The sequence below is a fragment of the Qipengyuania aestuarii genome (assembly GCF_019711535.1).
Taxonomy (GTDB): Bacteria; Pseudomonadota; Alphaproteobacteria; order Sphingomonadales; family Sphingomonadaceae; genus Qipengyuania; species Qipengyuania aestuarii.
In genome coordinates this window covers 848,670-862,689 of the sequence record NZ_JAIGNP010000001.1, presented here as the reverse complement: position 1 = coordinate 862,689, position 14,020 = coordinate 848,670, and the positions used below count along the sequence as shown (strand labels likewise).

Genomic DNA, 14,020 nt, shown 5'->3' with positions numbered 1-14,020 from the left:
TCGCGCGCGACCTGTCTAACAATGAGTACTTTGCGGGCTGCAATTCATTCGGGCGGCAGATCGAACGGATCGTCTTCGCGTTCTTCCGAACGGGTCCGCAATTCGACCGAACGGTCGGGCGCCGCCTGCGGATCGAGCGCGAGGAGGTCCTGCGAATCCGGTTGGACTTCCGCGCCATAGGGCGTGGGCGGCAGCGTGTCCTGCGCCAGCGGTTTCAAATCCGTCTTCTGCCCGCATGCGGCAAGCAGGGCGGCAAGGCCGAGGATGGCAAGTTTACGCATAGATCAAAATTCCTCCAGCCGCCGGCGGGCTTCCTTCGCCTGTTCCCTTACACGCACCGGGGCGGTGCCGCCATAGGAAGCGCGGGCGGCCACCGAGGCATCGACCGACAGCGCATCGAAAACGCGTTCGTCGATCCGCTCGTCGATGGCTTTGAGGTCTTCGATGGTAAGACCGTCGAGAGCGACGTCTTTCTCGTCGGCCAGCTTCACCGCCGCGCCGGTGATGTGATGTGCCTCCCGGAAAGGGATGTCCGCCTGCCGCACCAGCCAGTCCGCAAGGTCAGTCGCCGTCGCATGGCCAGCTTCGGCCGCCTTGCGCATCCGCGCTTTGTCGAACCCGCTGTCGGCGACCATGCCGGCCATTGCCGCCAGGCTGAGATCGAGCAGGCCCGCGGCTTCGAAGACGGGCGGTTTGTCGTCCTGCATGTCTTTCGAATAGGCAAGCGGCAGGCCCTTCATCGTGACCATCAGCGCGGTTGCGCAGCCGATGACGCGCCCGGCGTGGCCGCGCACGAGTTCGGCAGCATCAGGATTGCGCTTCTGCGGCATGATCGAACTGCCGGTAGAAAGCGTGTCGGGCAGTTTCACGAAGCCGAAGGGCTGGCTGGCCCAGATGATGAACTCTTCCGCGAGGCGGCTGAGGTGCAGCGAACACTGGCTGGCCGCCATCAGGTAATCGAGCGCGAAATCGCGATCCGATACGGCGTCGAGGCTGTTGCGCGTGGGGCGGGCAAAGCCGAGCGCCTGCGCGGTCATGTCGCGATCGAGATCGAAGCCGGTACCTGCCAGCGCGGCAGAGCCGAGCGGGCATTCGTCCATCCGCGCGAGCGCATCGGCGAAGCGCGACCGGTCACGCACCAGCATTTCGAAATAGGCGAGCAGGTGATGACCAAGGGTGACCGGCTGGGCGGTTTGCAGATGGGTAAATCCGGGCATGATCGTGTCGGCATGGTCTTCGGCGCGCTGGGCGATTGCGCCCAGAACCGCGTCCACCCCGGCAATCGCGCGCTGCATGGCGCTGCGCACCCACATGCGGAAATCGGTCGCCACCTGATCGTTGCGGCTGCGCGCCGTATGCAATCGGCCTGCTGCCGGGCCGACGATTTCGGTCAGGCGCGATTCCACCGTCATGTGGATGTCCTCGAGATCCCAATCTTCGGGAACACCGTCGGCTTCATATTCGGCGGCGACCTGCTGCAGCCCGTCGTCGATGGCCTTCGCGTCGGCTTCGCTGACGATGCCCTGCTTGGCCAGCATGGCGACATGGGCGCGGCTGCCGGCGATATCTTCCCGCCACAGCGCCTTGTCGAAAGGGATTGAAGCGTTGATTTCGCGCATGATGGCGCTAGGCCCTTCGGCGAACCTTCCGCCCCACATGCTGTTGGAGCCCTGATTGTCCCGCTTGTCGCTCACGTTCGTCTGTATCCTTGGTTTGGCCGTTGCCGGCTGCGATAGGAGCGCGCCGGAGCAGGTGCAAGAAAGCGGTGCTTCAAATGCGGCAACCGGGGAAATCGACACCTCCAATGCAGGCATGCTGATGCCGGCCATAAATGTGCAGGACCCGGATGGCCGCGCGCTTAATCTGGGTGCGCTGCAGGGGCAGCCGGTGCTGCTCAATCTGTGGGCCACATGGTGCGCACCCTGCGTCAAGGAAATGCCGCTGCTGGACGAACTGGCGGGCGATTATGGCGACCGGCTCAGAGTGGTGACGGTCAGCCAAGATATGGGCAAGGTCGAAAAGGTCACCGACTTCTTCCGGGAAGGGGGCTACGAGAATCTCGAACCCTGGATCGATCCCGAAGCCCAGCTGGGTTATGCCTTGGGCGACACGGTGCTGCCCACGACGGTGCTGTATGATGCAAGCGGCCAGGAAGTGTGGCGGGTTCGCGGCGATTTCGACTGGGCCGGCGCGGAAGCGCGGGCAGCAATCGATGAGGTCATCGAAGGCTAGAACTGTCCTTGGGTCTGTCGCTCGCCCTCGCTTCAAGAAGTCGGGCTGACGTGGTGCGCCGCGCGCATCATCTGGTGCACAGCTTTCATCGCGGTTCGCAAGATTTGCCGCTATAGGGTGCAGCCATGTTCGAAAATGCCGACGCGCTTCTGCTAGCTCGCATCCAGTTTGCCTTCACGGTGAGCTTCCATTTCATCTTCCCGGCTTTTTCGATCGGGCTGGCGAGCTATCTCGCGGTGCTGGAAGCGCTGTGGCTGAAAACCGGCAAACAGCTGTACCAGGACCTGTTCAAATACTGGCTTAAGATCTTCGCGATCGCCTTCGCCATGGGTGTCGTCTCAGGCATTGTCATGAGCTACCAGTTCGGCACTAATTGGTCCGTGTTTTCCGATAAGACGGGTCCGATCCTGGGGCCGCTCATGGCTTATGAAGTGCTGACCGCCTTCTTCCTCGAGGCCGGTTTCCTGGGCGTCATGCTGTTCGGGATGAACCGGGTGGGCAAAGGGCTCCACTTCTTCGCCACCTTCATGGTGGCGCTGGGCACTTTCATTTCCGCATTCTGGATCCTGTCGGTCAACAGCTGGATGCAGACGCCGGTCGGCTGGTCGGTCAGCGAAGCGGGACAGCTGCTGCCGGAGGCGAGCTGGTTCGACATCGTCTTCAATCCCAGCTTCCCGTTCCGATTGGTGCACACGGTCATCGCGGCCTATCTCACCACTGCGCTGGTCGTCGGCGGGGTGGGCGCTTGGCACTTGCTCAAGGATCGCACCAACCAGCACGCGCGCAAGATGTTCTCGATGGCGATGTGGATGGCCGCGCTGGTCGCGCCGGTGCAGATTTTCGCAGGTGACATGCACGGGCTCAACACGCTTGAACACCAGCCCGCCAAGGTCATGGCGATGGAGGGGCATTATGAAAGCCACCCGGACGGTGCGCCGCTCTATCTGTTCGGCATTCCCAACGACAAGGAACAGCGGCTGGATTACGCCGTCGGCATTCCCAAGCTTTCCAGCCTGATCCTGAAGCATGAGCTGGATGCCCCGCTGGCAGGGTTGGACACGATTGCTGATGAGGACCAGCCGCCCGTCTTTCCCGTATTCTGGGCATTTCGCGTGATGGTCGGTATCGGGTTCCTGATGCTGGGCCTCGGCGCGTGGAGCCTGTTCGCGCGCTTTAGGAAGAAGCTTTACGACTGGAGCTGGCTGCACCGCGCGGCCGTGGTGATGGGACCATCTGGTTTCGTCGCGGTGATCGCCGGTTGGATTACAACCGAGGTCGGGCGCCAGCCCTGGACGGTCTACGGCGTCTTGCGGACCGCCGATAGCGCCAGCCCGCTCGACGCGCCGGCCGTGGCGACCTCGCTCATCGCGTTCGTCATCGTCTATTTCGCCGTATTCGGCGTGGGGACCTGGTACATCCTGCGCCTGATGAGCCACCCGCCGCATCTCGGGGAAAAGGGCGTCAAGCGTACCGAGAAGGGGCCTGTGCGGACCGCCGGTATCACGCCGGGGCCAACGCAGAATCCGGGCGCGGACCCCGATGTGCTGCCCGAAAGCCGCGAGGAGGCGACCGATGGGAATTGATTTCGACCTGACGGTGATCTGGGCCTTCATCATCGCCTTCGCCGTGTTCGCCTATGTCGTGATGGACGGCTTCGATCTCGGCATCGGCATCCTTTTCCCGACCTTCAAACCGGGGCAGGAACGCGATCAGGCCATGAACTCGATCGCGCCGGTGTGGGACGGGAACGAGACCTGGCTGGTGCTCGGGGGAGGGGGGCTGTTTGCGGCTTTCCCGCTGGCCTATGCGGTCATTCTCCCGGCAACCTATCCCCTGATCATCGCCATGCTGCTGGGGCTGGTCTTTCGCGGCGTGGCCTTCGAATTTCGCTGGCGCGACAAGGCGCACGAAAAGTTCTGGGACATCAGCTTTACGGCAGGAAGCTTCATCGCCGCGATGGCGCAGGGCATGATCCTCGGTGCGATGCTGCAGGGGATCGACGTCGAGGGCCGTGCCTATGCGGGAAGCTGGTGGGATTGGCTCACGCCCTACACCCTGCTGACGGGTATCGGCACGGTGGCCGGCTATGCACTGCTCGGCGCGACCTGGCTGATCTGGAAACTGGAAGGGGCATCGCAGGCTCATGCGCGCACGCTGGCCAAGAAAGCCTTTCTCGCCACGCTTGCATTGATGGGGGCGGTGAGCGCTTACAATCTCGTGCTCAATCCCGAATATTCCGACCGCTGGCTGACCGCGCCGGAGATTTACATTACCGGTTGGGTACCGATCGTGACCGGGATTCTGGCGCTGTCCCTGCTCGGCGCGCTGAGGAAAGAACGCAACAGCAAGCCTTTCTGGCTATCGATAGCGCTCTTCTTCCTTGGCATGGCGGGACTGGGGCTGACCATCTGGCCCAATGTCATACCGCCCGACGTCACGATCTGGGAGGCTGCCGCACCCGAAAAGAGCCAGATCTTCATGCTGATCGGAGTAGCCATCACCATGCCGCTCATCCTCGCCTACACGGGCTGGGCCTATTGGGTCTTTCGCGGCAAGGTTGGTACGGAAGGATATCATTGATGCCGTTCGATCCGCTTTCCGGATCGGACGAGGCGGAGCGAAAGCCGCTCTGGCAGCGCATCGGCTGGATGGTGCTGATCTGGATCGTCAGCGTGGCCGTGCTCGGCGCGGTCGCCTACGGGCTGAGACTGTGGCTGAAGTGAGGGCCCGAAGCCTGGAACTGGTGGGCGATGACGGGCTCGAACCGCCGACCCTCTCGGTGTAAACGAGATGCTCTACCAACTGAGCTAATCGCCCCGACCAGCATCGGGTGAAGCGCCACATAGCGTGCGTGACGCATAAATCAATTCCCGCTAGTGCGCTTTGTGATGACAAGCACGAATTCGACCAGGCTCACAGTCCTCGCCACTGGCGGCACAATCGCGGGAATCGCCGGTTCTGCGATAGCGAAAGACTATCGTGCAGGCGAAATCGGGATCGATGATTATCTCGAAAAAGTCGGCGGATTGGGCCTGGGTGCGGAGCTTTCAGGCCGCCAGATCGCCAATATCGATTCGGCCGATATGGGGCCGGGCGTGTGGAATCCCCTGCATGCGGCAATTGCGGAGGCGATGGCCGATGATGGCTGCCGCGGGATCATCGTGACCCATGGCACCGACACGCTGGAGGAAACGGCGTTTCTGCTCGACCTGACCTTGGCCGCCGACAAGCCGGTGGTCGTGGTGGGCGCCATGCGGCCTGCTGATGCGGTGGGATACGATGGCCTGAGAAATTTCGCCAATGCCGTGCGTGTGGCGAGCGACCCGGACGCAGCCGGGCGCGGAGTGCTCGTGGTCATGGGTGACCGGGTCTTTGCCGCGCGCGATGTGCGCAAGGTGCGGACGCGCGGAACCGAAGCATTTCGCGGCTTCCCGCGCGAATCCATCGGGCTGGTCACGCCTGCCAGCCTGGAATGGTTCGGCGCGCCCTGGCGTCAGGGCAGGGCTGCTGCTTTCAGATGGACCACCGACCTGCCCGAAGTCGTGATTGTCTACGCTCATGCCGGCCTCGATGCAGCAAGCGTGAGACGTCAGATCGGCGATGCGACGCGCGGCATTGTTGTCGCCGGCCTTGGGGAAGGCAATATGCCCGAAGCGGTTCGCACCGCTCTGGTCGAACAGGCACGTAATGGCGTTGCCGTGGTTCGTGCGAGCCGCACCGATGAAGGCCTCGTCGACCGGGAGCCGGAAGATCGGGACAACGGTTTCATCGCGGCCCGCGCTCTCAATCCCCAGAAAGCGCGGGTGCTTTTGCAATTGCTTCTGGCGGACGGGATCAGCGATCCCGCCGCCATCCAGCAGAAGTTCGACCGCCGCTGACTTAGCCGTGCGGCGTGACCAGATATTTCTCGCCCGTCTTCATTTCCCGATAGTCCAGGATCGCATCCTTGGTCAGCATGGCTTGAAGGTCGACCTTCGCCTTGTAGCTGCTGGCAAAGGTCGTGGTGAGATTGTCGAGCACGCGCTTGCGCATCCGACCCATCGTTTCCTGTCCCGCCTGCTGAAGGAACGGGAACAGTAGCCAGCCCGACAAGGTCCAGCCGAAGCCATAGGATGGCGTTAGCGTGGTCGGGCTGACGTCGAGACGGCCGTAGATGAACATCCGCTTCGCCTGGTTCGATCCGTAGCGCGAATATTCGGTCATGTTCGCCACAGCCACCTGCTCCATGGCCTTGAAGCAGCTGTCTACCATCTTGCCGCCGCCGATCGGATCGAAGCCGAAAAACGCGCCCGTATCTTTGATCGCGCTACGAAGCTGGCCCATGAAATCGTCGCCGGATGAATTCACGACATGCGTCGCGCCCTGCGACTTCAGCAGTTCCGCCTGATCGTCCTTGCGCACGATGTTGACGAGGCCAAGTCCGTCTTCGAGGCAGATGCGGTTCAGCATCTGGCCGAGGTTCGATGCCCCGACCGTGTGTAGGATGGCGTCCTGTCCTTCCATCTTCGCGTTCTCAGCGAAGCCAAGAGCAGTCATCGGATTGACGAAGCTCGATGCGCCGGCTTCGGCGCTATGATCGCCCAGCGGCAGGCACATATTGGCATCGGCAATCGCGTACTGGCTGAAGGCATTGCCGGGCACACAGGCCACGCGTTGTCCCATCAGGGCTTTTGCGGCGTCGCCGTCACCGGTCGCAACCACCGTGCCGGCGCCTTCGTTACCTGCCGGCAGTTTCTTGCCATGGCGCGCCTTGCTCCCCGAATTGAACGGTTCGGGCATCTTGGCGACGACCTTGCCGGGCGAATATTCGGCATTCTCGAAATCGGCAGCGCCCGTCAGGATCGCCAGATCGGAAGGGTTGATCGGTGCGGCTTCCATCTTGACCAGAACCTGATTGCCTTTCGGTTCGGGAAAAGTGACGTCTTCGATCTGGAGAGTGAGTGTGCCGTCGCTTTCAAGCGTGGTGAAGAGCTGTTTACCGGTGGTCATCCTGTTCCCTTTCGGTGCGTTATTGAAACCTGTTTGACCGTCTCGCTACGCGCCGAAATGGAAATTGGCTAGGGTGCCGTTCAGTCACGCATCGTCCGGATAGGTCGCCTTGACGAAGTAGAGCCCGTGCGGCGGAGCATTGAGACCCAGCGCCTGCCTGTCGCGGGCCTCCAGCGCCTCCGCCATCTGTTCTTCCCGCCAGCGTCCCATACCGACCAGCGCGAGGCAGCCGACCATCGAGCGCACCTGATGGTGGAGGAAACTGCGCGCTGCGGCGTGCACGCGCACTTCGTCGCCGACCCTTTCCACATCGAGCCGGTCCAAGGTCTTGAGCGGACTCTGGGCCTGGCACTGGACCGAGCGGAAAGTGGTGAAATCGTGCAGACCCACCAGCGCTTTCGCAGCGCGGTCCATCGCCTCAGCATCGAGGTCCTGCGGGACCTGCCACAGACGGTTGCGTTCAAGGGTCAGCGGCGCGCGGCGGTTGGCGATACGGTAGACGTAACTGCGCCCGGTGCAGCTGAAGCGTGCGTGCCAATCGTCATCGACCACCGCGCAATGGGTGACGGCGATTGGGTCTGGCCTCACTTGTGCGTTAAGCGCCTCCATCAGGCGAAACGGCGCTATCTCTTTTTCGATATCGACATGGCTTCGCATGGCGAGCGCGTGGACCCCGGTGTCCGTGCGGCCGGCACTATGAAGGCGCACGTCTTCTCCGGTGACGCGAAACGCGGACTCCTCCAGCGATTGCTGCACGCTCGGCCCGTTGTCCTGCCGCTGGAGCCCGAAGAAGGGCGTGCCGTCGAACTCTATGGTAAGCGCGAAGCGTGTCACGCGAAACGTGCGCCTTCGCCCACGGAATTACCGCGCAGGAATTCGGGGCGTTCCATTGCAGGTTTGCCGGCGCGTTGGAGACGCAGCGGGCGAATGGCGCCTTCGCCGCAGGCAATCGTCAGGTCGTCATCCAGCACCGTCCCCGGATCGCCCGAACCGTCTACGGGCTCGGCGCGGAGGAATTTCACTCTTGCGCCTTCGAGTTCGGCCCATGCGCCGGGGAAGGGTGAAAGGCCATGGATGTGACGCGCCACATCTTCGGCAGATCGCAACCAGTCTATGCGCGCTTCGGCCTTTTCTATTTTCTTGGCGTAGCTTGCGGCATCATGATCCTGTTCGACCGCGTGCAGCGCATCGATATCGATGAGAGTGCCGACCATCAGCTGCGCACCCAGCTCGGCCAGTTCCTCGGTCAGTTCTCCGGTGGTCTTGTCTTCGACCGGGGTGCGAACCGTGGCAAGCATGGGACCGGTGTCGAGTCCGGCTTCCATTTGCATGATGGTGACGCCGGTAACCTCATCCCCTGCCATGATGGAGCGGTGAATGGGCGCCGCGCCGCGCCAGTCGGGAAGGAGAGAGGCATGGACATTGAGACAGCCTCGTTTTGGAGCATCGAGGATCGCCTGGGGTAGGATCAGTCCATAGGCTGCCACCACCGCGATATCCGCGTCGAGTGCGGCGAATTTTGCCTGTTCTTCCTCGGATTTAAGCGATGTTGGATGGCGCACCTCTATTCCAAGCCGCTCGGCCAGCTGGTGAACCGGGGTCTTGGTCAGTTCCTTGCCTCGGCGCCCACCGGGGCGGGGCGGCTGGGTATAGACGCACACGACTTCATGCGCGGCGTGAACCAATGCCTGTAGCGTTGGCATGGCGAATTCCGGCGATCCCATGAAGATTATGCGCATGAAGCCCCTGTCTGGTCTTTCTCTGTTCCGCCAAGGCCCCTATCTGTGCCCGTATGGCATCGCAAGAGATCGAGACGCTGGCCGCCGCGCTGGCCCGTCTGCCCGGCCTCGGCCCGCGCAGTGCGCGGCGTGCCGTCCTGTGGCTGGTCAAGCGCCGCGAGAGCGCGCTTCCGGCATTGCTCGAGGCGCTGGCCACTGTAGGCGAGGCACTGGTCGAATGCGATATTTGCGGCAATGTCGATACGACCAATCCCTGCGGGATATGCGCCGACCCGCGCAGGGACGGGAAGGGCCTGTGCGTAGTGGAAGATGTCGCAGACCTGTGGGCTCTGGATCGTGCGAAGCTCTTCACGGGGAAATATCATGTGCTTGGCGGCAAACTTTCCGCGCTCGACGGCATACGCCCTGAAGATCTGAACATTGCCAGTCTGTTGTCACGCGTCGAGCAGGGCGGTGTAGACGAAGTGGTGCTGGCGATGAACGCCACGCTGGAGGGGCAGACCACCGCGCATTATCTGGCAGAACGGCTGGAGGACTATCCTGTCCGGATTACCCAGCTTGCCCATGGGCTGCCGGTAGGGGGCGAACTGGACTATCTCGACGAGGGAACTCTTGCGCAGGCCCTGAGGGCTCGTCGGCCGCTGGGCTAGGCGATAACTCTGAGCGGTCCAAGTGGATTGAAAATTGCGTGCGGCGCGCTTATTTATGCTCCATGGCTATCCGTGAAATACTTGAAGTGCCGGACCCCCGGCTGAAAGTCGTGTCCGAACCGGTTACCGAGTTCGACGACGACCTGCGTACCCTCGTCTCCGACATGTTCGAAACTATGTATGACGCGCCGGGAATCGGACTGGCGGCGATCCAGGTGGGCGTACCGAAGCGCGTGCTGGTAATCGACCTGCAGCCGGAAGATGAAGAGGCTGAAGGGGAAGTCTGCAACCACGGCGGCCACGAACACGTCCACTACCCGACGAAAAAGGAACCACGGGTTTTTATCAATCCGGAAATTCTGGATCCGGCGGAAGAGCTTGCTACCTATCAGGAAGGCTGTCTCTCGGTTCCCGATATCTTCGCCGATGTCGACCGGCCGGCAACCTGCCGCGTGCGCTATCAGGATCTCGAGGGCGAGACCCACGAGGAAGATCTGGACGGTTTGATGGCTACGTGCATCCAGCACGAGATGGATCATCTGGAAGGCGTGCTCTTTATCGACCATCTTTCGCGTCTCAAGCGTAATATGGCTTTGAAAAAGCTGAGAAAGCTGCGCGAGGCGGCTTAGGACCCTTACGAGATTCTTGTAATCCGAAACCGGCGGGTCGCTCAGCGGCTCGCCTTTTTCTTTTGCGAGATCGAGGTGGCGATGGGCTCACTGCGGCCGGGGATGATCATCCATAGTGGATAGATGCGGCCAGCGCACTGGCGTTCCTTTTGTGTTCCGCATACTCTGAGCTCATGGAATTGGGCATTATCGCAATCGTCGCGCTTGTCGCCGGGCTGGTTTTCGGATGGTTTCTGGGGTCACGCCCGGTAGCGGAATGGAAAACGCGGCATGCCGAGCGCGATTCCGAAGCGCGTGCCATCGAGGACAAGCTTAAGGAAATGACACGCGATCTGGCAATCATGTCCGAGCGCGCTGCGCGAGCGGATGACTTGGCCCGAGACCTGAAAACCGCGCAAGCGGATCGCGAATTGGCGGCAAATCGGCTGGCTTCTTTGGAAAGCTCTTCCGAAGCACGCGAGCGCGCACTCGAGGAGCGTTATTCCGAGCGCGAGGCGCAATTTGCGCGCGAACTCAAGCGATTGCAGGACGCCGAAGAGAAACTGCAGGCCAAGTTCGGTGAAATCGGCGAGAAAATGCTTGTCGGCGCACAGTCGAAATTTCTCGAAGGCGCACAGAACCATCTGGCTACTCTCAACAAGGAAAGCCTGGCCGAGCTGGAAAAGCGGGTCGGGCCCGTCGGCGAGACGCTAGAGCGCTATCGCAAGCGGGTGGAGGAACTGGAGAAGAATCGCGTTTCCGATTTCGAGCGCCTGCAGGGTGTCATCGGCCAGGTTCGCGAAGGCCAGCAACGTGTCATTGACGGTGCTAACCGCATCACCACGACGCTGCAGGGTGCGACCAAGGCGCGCGGCGATTGGGGTGAACTGCAGCTTGAGAACCTGCTCGAAAGCTGCGGTCTTTACGACAAGGCAGATTTCAATTTCCAAACCAGCGTTCGCGATGAGAACGGCAATTTGCTGCGTCCTGATGCCGTAATCAATATCCCCGGCAACCGCCGTCTGGTGGTGGATGTAAAGAACGTCTTCAACACTTATCGGGCTGCTAATGAGGCGGATAGCGACGAAGAACGCCAAGCTCTGCTTAAAACGCATGCTCGAGAGCTGCGGACCCATATCGATGAATTGTCGGGGAAGCGCTATCAGGACCATGTCGATGGCTCTGCCGACTTCGTTGTGATGTTCGTCCCGGGCGAACACGTGCTCTACGCAGCTTTGACGCAGGACAGCGGCCTGCTGGATTACGCTCTCAAACGGCAGATCGTATTGTCCAGCCCTCTCAATTTCATGTCCATCGCTTTGACCGTCTCCACCGTCTGGCGCCAGGCCGGAGTGCAGGCAGATGCGAAGGAAATTGCTCAGCTTGGCAAAGAGTTATACGATCGGCTCGGCGTCGTCGCGGGCCATATGGGGGCGATGCGCAAAAGCTTGCTTTCCACCAACCAGCACTTCGACAAGCTGGTGGGAAGTTTCGATAGCAACTTGCGGCGCACCGGAGAGCGGTTCGAGGAATTGAACGTCGACACCAGCGCGCAGGATCTCACTGAAGCATTGCCGATCGGCCACACCCCGCGCGCGCTCGCCAATTTTTCGGATGCCGCCGAACGTTCCCAGGGCGAAAACTGACCGGAAGATACGGAACTGGCCTTTTGGTATGTTAGGGCATCCTAAACTAATAGGGCCTAGCAACTTGCTCCAATATAATTCAGGTAAGTCCGCGGTCGCAACCGGAGGGGGCGTTGCCCGGCTGAATTTATGGAATTGCGCAGAGAACCACGTTATTCGATCTCGACTTCGGGACGATACCGGCGTGGCACCGGGATAAGGTTCGACATTTCGATCAAGGATCTTTCCGAATACGGCTGTCAGTTTTACGATGTCGTCGGGCGGTTGGAAGCGGGTGACGAGATCACTCTACGCATTGGAAAGATAGGCCCTTTACATGCAAAAGTGCGCTGGATCGAACGGCGCTGTGCCGGAGTCGAATTCGACCAACCGCTTTATCCCGCCGTTCTCGATCATATCATCGCGCAAGGCGGAAAAGACGAGTTTCGGACACTAAGTTGATGGGAAGGTAGCGCGACCAGCGCAACCAGACATCGCCTCGTCTTAATGAAAGTCGCAGCAATAGCAGTAAGCTGTCCAAACTCATCCAGAAGATGGGGCTCGCGCTCAAGTTCATCGGATCAGCATGTGCTGCGATAAATCCAGACAGAAAAGAGCTAGTCGCCCGCATCTAGGGCAGCCAATACCTCATAGCCAAGCACAGCCGCTGCAATCGAAGCGTTCAGGCTGTCGGCCCGGCCTTTCATCGGCATCGTCACGCGGAGGTCGCAAGCCAGTTCGTAGTCTTCAGGCAGACCGCGGCTTTCATTACCGACCATCACAAAGCAGGGCGCAGAGTAAGGCGCGCCGCGATAGGGATGGGCTTCGCGGAGGCTTGCCGCGACCAATTGACCGGGACCCTGGCGGAGCCATTCTTCGAATTCCTGCCAATTCGTCTGCGCGATCGCCTGAGTGAAGACCGCACCCATGCTCGCCCGCACCGCTTCAACACTAAACGGGTCGGCGCAATCGTCGATCAGGATGAGGCCGCCTGCACCGATTGCATCGCCGGTGCGAAGCATGGTGCCGAGATTGCCTGGATCGCGCAGTGCCTGCGCGACCAGCCAAATTTTCGAAGTGTCTCGCTTCAGCGCCTCAAGACTGGTGTCGAATTCTGTAAATACGCCGGCGACCGCTTGAGGATTTTCCTTACCCGTAATCTTGGACAGGATGTCCGGCGTGGTTTCGATTACTTCTCCGCCGCTCGCATCAACCGCATTTTCCAGCGCCCTGAGTAGGGGGTGAGTCTCGCGCCGATCGGCTAGGACCAGAATTTCGGGGACGTGGCCGCATTCCCTCGCGTCAGTGAGGAGGCGCAGGCCCTCGGCAAGAAACTTTCTTTCGCGTTTGCGATGCTTCTTTTCGCGCAGAGAGCGCAATGCCTTGACTGTTGGATTTGAATAGCCGGTAATAACCCGCCGTTGCGACGACATTGTCAGGGTTCCCCGAAGCCGTCCTCGACCAATCCAGCAAGATTGGCCAGTACCGCCTCGGCGTCATGCCCCTCGACGATAATTTCGATCGTGTCCCCTTTGGCTGCGCCGAGCATCATCAGGCCCAAAATGGAGCCGCCTGCTGCCTCATTGTCCCCTTTGCTCACGCGGACCCGGCAGGTTTCAGGGACTTCTGAGACCGCCCCGACGAACTTCGCGCTTGCCCGTGCGTGCAACCCTCGTTGGTTGACGACCTCAACCCTTTTCCTGACTTCGCTCAACTTGCTTTCCGCGCACTGTCGAGATCTTGGCCTAAAAACTCGCTCGCCACAGTGATGTAATTGCGGCCTGCGGTTTGCGCGGCATTCACCGCGTCGACCACATTCATGCTCTTGCGGGCGCCGGCAAGGCGAATAAGCATCGGCAGATTGATGCCTGCGATGACCTCGATCCGACCAGTATCCAGCAGTGAGATGGCGAGATTGGACGGTGTGCCACCGAACAGATCCGTCAAGATAATCGCACCCTCTCCGGTATCGACACGGGCGATAGCGTCGGCGATGTCTTTGCGTCGCTGCTCCATGTCGTCATTGGGCCCGATGCAAATGGTGGCCACGCCTTCCTGCTTGCCGACGACATGCTCCATCGCGTCGATGAAGTGTTCGGCCAGTTTGCCGTGAGTAACGAGGATCATGCCGATCATGCGGGTGTCGATATCCGTTTCGCGTGTCGCAAGTGGGGGCT

The 14,020-nt window shown here is 60.9% G+C and carries 17 protein-coding genes and 1 tRNA gene; 9 read left to right on the top strand and 9 right to left on the bottom strand.

Annotation, left to right across the window (positions count from 1 at the left end):
• Positions 1–44: 44 nt before the first annotated feature.
• Positions 45–281 (bottom strand): lipoprotein, encoded by a 237-nt coding sequence (locus K3175_RS04345; RefSeq protein ID WP_221542106.1) that lies wholly within the window; start codon positions 279–281, stop codon positions 45–47.
• A 3-nt stretch (positions 282–284) separates the two neighbouring features.
• On the bottom strand, positions 285–1,658 hold the full coding sequence (gene argH / locus K3175_RS04340; RefSeq protein WP_221542354.1) for an argininosuccinate lyase: 1,374 nt from the start codon (positions 1,656–1,658) through the stop codon (positions 285–287).
• Between the two features lie 160 nt (positions 1,659–1,818).
• Here argH and K3175_RS04335 point away from each other — a divergent pair, with 160 nt between their 5' ends.
• The 4 genes from K3175_RS04335 (at position 1,819) to K3175_RS04320 (ending at position 4,955) form a co-directional block, all read left to right on the top strand.
• Positions 1,819–2,232, top strand: coding sequence for a TlpA family protein disulfide reductase (locus K3175_RS04335; protein ID WP_247710646.1), 414 nt, complete (start codon positions 1,819–1,821; stop codon positions 2,230–2,232).
• Between the two features lie 125 nt (positions 2,233–2,357).
• Positions 2,358–3,815: a cytochrome ubiquinol oxidase subunit I gene (locus K3175_RS04330; RefSeq protein ID WP_221542104.1), complete on the top strand. Its 1,458-nt coding sequence runs from the start codon at positions 2,358–2,360 to the stop codon at positions 3,813–3,815.
• On the top strand, positions 3,805–4,812 hold the full coding sequence (cydB, locus tag K3175_RS04325; RefSeq protein WP_221542103.1) for a cytochrome d ubiquinol oxidase subunit II: 1,008 nt from the start codon (positions 3,805–3,807) through the stop codon (positions 4,810–4,812). The genes K3175_RS04330 and cydB overlap by 11 nt, the downstream gene beginning before the upstream one ends.
• Complete coding sequence (locus K3175_RS04320; protein WP_221542102.1) at positions 4,812–4,955, top strand: DUF2474 domain-containing protein; 144 nt, start codon at positions 4,812–4,814, stop codon at positions 4,953–4,955. Before cydB ends, K3175_RS04320 begins: the two co-directional genes overlap by 1 nt.
• Before the next feature lie 18 nt (positions 4,956–4,973).
• Here the strand turns inward: K3175_RS04320 and K3175_RS04315 are convergent.
• Positions 4,974–5,049: transfer RNA gene (locus K3175_RS04315), tRNA-Val, on the bottom strand.
• Between the two features lie 71 nt (positions 5,050–5,120).
• On the opposite strand from K3175_RS04315, the gene K3175_RS04310 reads away from it, so the two are divergent.
• Positions 5,121–6,110: an asparaginase gene (locus K3175_RS04310; RefSeq protein ID WP_221542101.1), complete on the top strand. Its 990-nt coding sequence runs from the start codon at positions 5,121–5,123 to the stop codon at positions 6,108–6,110.
• A gap of 1 nt (position 6,111) precedes the next feature.
• On the opposite strand, the gene K3175_RS04305 is transcribed toward K3175_RS04310, so the two are convergent.
• From K3175_RS04305 to fmt, 3 genes are all read right to left on the bottom strand, one after another.
• The gene (locus K3175_RS04305) at positions 6,112–7,221 is read right to left on the bottom strand and encodes a zinc-binding dehydrogenase (RefSeq protein WP_221542100.1); all 1,110 of its coding nucleotides are present in this window, start codon (positions 7,219–7,221) and stop codon (positions 6,112–6,114) included.
• A gap of 84 nt (positions 7,222–7,305) precedes the next feature.
• Positions 7,306–8,055 carry a tRNA pseudouridine(38-40) synthase TruA gene (truA, locus tag K3175_RS04300; protein ID WP_221542099.1) on the bottom strand — a complete coding sequence of 250 codons (750 nt, stop codon included), beginning with the start codon at positions 8,053–8,055 and terminating at the stop codon, positions 7,306–7,308.
• Complete coding sequence (gene fmt / locus K3175_RS04295; protein ID WP_221542098.1) at positions 8,052–8,960, bottom strand: methionyl-tRNA formyltransferase; 909 nt, start codon at positions 8,958–8,960, stop codon at positions 8,052–8,054. Before fmt ends, truA begins: the two co-directional genes overlap by 4 nt.
• Before the next feature lie 53 nt (positions 8,961–9,013).
• Here fmt and recR point away from each other — a divergent pair, with 53 nt between their 5' ends.
• The 4 genes from recR to K3175_RS04275 all read left to right on the top strand — a co-directional run bounded on the left by recR (position 9,014) and on the right by K3175_RS04275 (position 12,305).
• The gene (recR, locus tag K3175_RS04290) at positions 9,014–9,610 is read left to right on the top strand and encodes a recombination mediator RecR (RefSeq protein WP_221542097.1); all 597 of its coding nucleotides are present in this window, start codon (positions 9,014–9,016) and stop codon (positions 9,608–9,610) included.
• Positions 9,611–9,672: 62 nt separating this feature from the next.
• Positions 9,673–10,239, top strand: a complete 567-nt coding sequence (gene def / locus K3175_RS04285) for a peptide deformylase (RefSeq protein WP_221542096.1) — start codon at positions 9,673–9,675, stop codon at positions 10,237–10,239.
• A gap of 173 nt (positions 10,240–10,412) precedes the next feature.
• Positions 10,413–11,864 carry a DNA recombination protein RmuC gene (locus K3175_RS04280; RefSeq protein WP_221542095.1) on the top strand — a complete coding sequence of 484 codons (1,452 nt, stop codon included), beginning with the start codon at positions 10,413–10,415 and terminating at the stop codon, positions 11,862–11,864.
• A gap of 129 nt (positions 11,865–11,993) precedes the next feature.
• Complete coding sequence (locus K3175_RS04275) at positions 11,994–12,305, top strand: PilZ domain-containing protein (protein ID WP_221542094.1); 312 nt, start codon at positions 11,994–11,996, stop codon at positions 12,303–12,305.
• A 155-nt stretch (positions 12,306–12,460) separates the two neighbouring features.
• Here the strand turns inward: K3175_RS04275 and K3175_RS04270 are convergent, their stop codons facing one another.
• Genes K3175_RS04270 through K3175_RS04260 form a run of 3 tightly spaced genes read right to left on the bottom strand, consistent with a single transcriptional unit; the run spans position 12,461 to position 13,979 of the window.
• The gene (locus K3175_RS04270; RefSeq protein WP_221542093.1) at positions 12,461–13,276 is read right to left on the bottom strand and encodes a TrmH family RNA methyltransferase; all 816 of its coding nucleotides are present in this window, start codon (positions 13,274–13,276) and stop codon (positions 12,461–12,463) included.
• 2 nt (positions 13,277–13,278) lie between these two features.
• Positions 13,279–13,557, bottom strand: a complete 279-nt coding sequence (locus K3175_RS04265; RefSeq protein WP_221542092.1) for an HPr family phosphocarrier protein — start codon at positions 13,555–13,557, stop codon at positions 13,279–13,281.
• The gene (locus K3175_RS04260; RefSeq protein WP_221542091.1) at positions 13,554–13,979 is read right to left on the bottom strand and encodes a PTS sugar transporter subunit IIA; all 426 of its coding nucleotides are present in this window, start codon (positions 13,977–13,979) and stop codon (positions 13,554–13,556) included. The genes K3175_RS04265 and K3175_RS04260 overlap by 4 nt, the downstream gene beginning before the upstream one ends.
• Positions 13,980–14,020 lie beyond the last annotated feature (41 nt).

What these genes read in the sequence shown, in the direction of transcription:
- K3175_RS04305 (WP_221542100.1), bottom strand. Translation starts at nt 7,221, where the DNA reads ATGACCACCGGTAAACAGCTCTTCACCACGCTTGAAAGCGACGGCACA.
- K3175_RS04335 (WP_247710646.1), top strand. Translation starts at nt 1,819, where the DNA reads ATGCCGGCCATAAATGTGCAGGACCCGGATGGCCGCGCGCTTAATCTG.
- recR (WP_221542097.1), top strand. Translation starts at nt 9,014, where the DNA reads ATGGCATCGCAAGAGATCGAGACGCTGGCCGCCGCGCTGGCCCGTCTG.
- def (WP_221542096.1), top strand. Translation starts at nt 9,673, where the DNA reads ATGGCTATCCGTGAAATACTTGAAGTGCCGGACCCCCGGCTGAAAGTC.
- argH (WP_221542354.1), bottom strand. Translation starts at nt 1,658, where the DNA reads ATGTGGGGCGGAAGGTTCGCCGAAGGGCCTAGCGCCATCATGCGCGAA.
- K3175_RS04270 (WP_221542093.1), bottom strand. Translation starts at nt 13,276, where the DNA reads ATGTCGTCGCAACGGCGGGTTATTACCGGCTATTCAAATCCAACAGTC.
- K3175_RS04280 (WP_221542095.1), top strand. Translation starts at nt 10,413, where the DNA reads ATGGAATTGGGCATTATCGCAATCGTCGCGCTTGTCGCCGGGCTGGTT.
- K3175_RS04275 (WP_221542094.1), top strand. Translation starts at nt 11,994, where the DNA reads ATGGAATTGCGCAGAGAACCACGTTATTCGATCTCGACTTCGGGACGA.
- K3175_RS04260 (WP_221542091.1), bottom strand. Translation starts at nt 13,979, where the DNA reads ATGATCGGCATGATCCTCGTTACTCACGGCAAACTGGCCGAACACTTC.
- K3175_RS04345 (WP_221542106.1), bottom strand. Translation starts at nt 281, where the DNA reads ATGCGTAAACTTGCCATCCTCGGCCTTGCCGCCCTGCTTGCCGCATGC.
- cydB (WP_221542103.1), top strand. Translation starts at nt 3,805, where the DNA reads ATGGGAATTGATTTCGACCTGACGGTGATCTGGGCCTTCATCATCGCC.
- K3175_RS04330 (WP_221542104.1), top strand. Translation starts at nt 2,358, where the DNA reads ATGTTCGAAAATGCCGACGCGCTTCTGCTAGCTCGCATCCAGTTTGCC.
- fmt (WP_221542098.1), bottom strand. Translation starts at nt 8,960, where the DNA reads ATGCGCATAATCTTCATGGGATCGCCGGAATTCGCCATGCCAACGCTA.
- K3175_RS04310 (WP_221542101.1), top strand. Translation starts at nt 5,121, where the DNA reads ATGACAAGCACGAATTCGACCAGGCTCACAGTCCTCGCCACTGGCGGC.
- K3175_RS04320 (WP_221542102.1), top strand. Translation starts at nt 4,812, where the DNA reads ATGCCGTTCGATCCGCTTTCCGGATCGGACGAGGCGGAGCGAAAGCCG.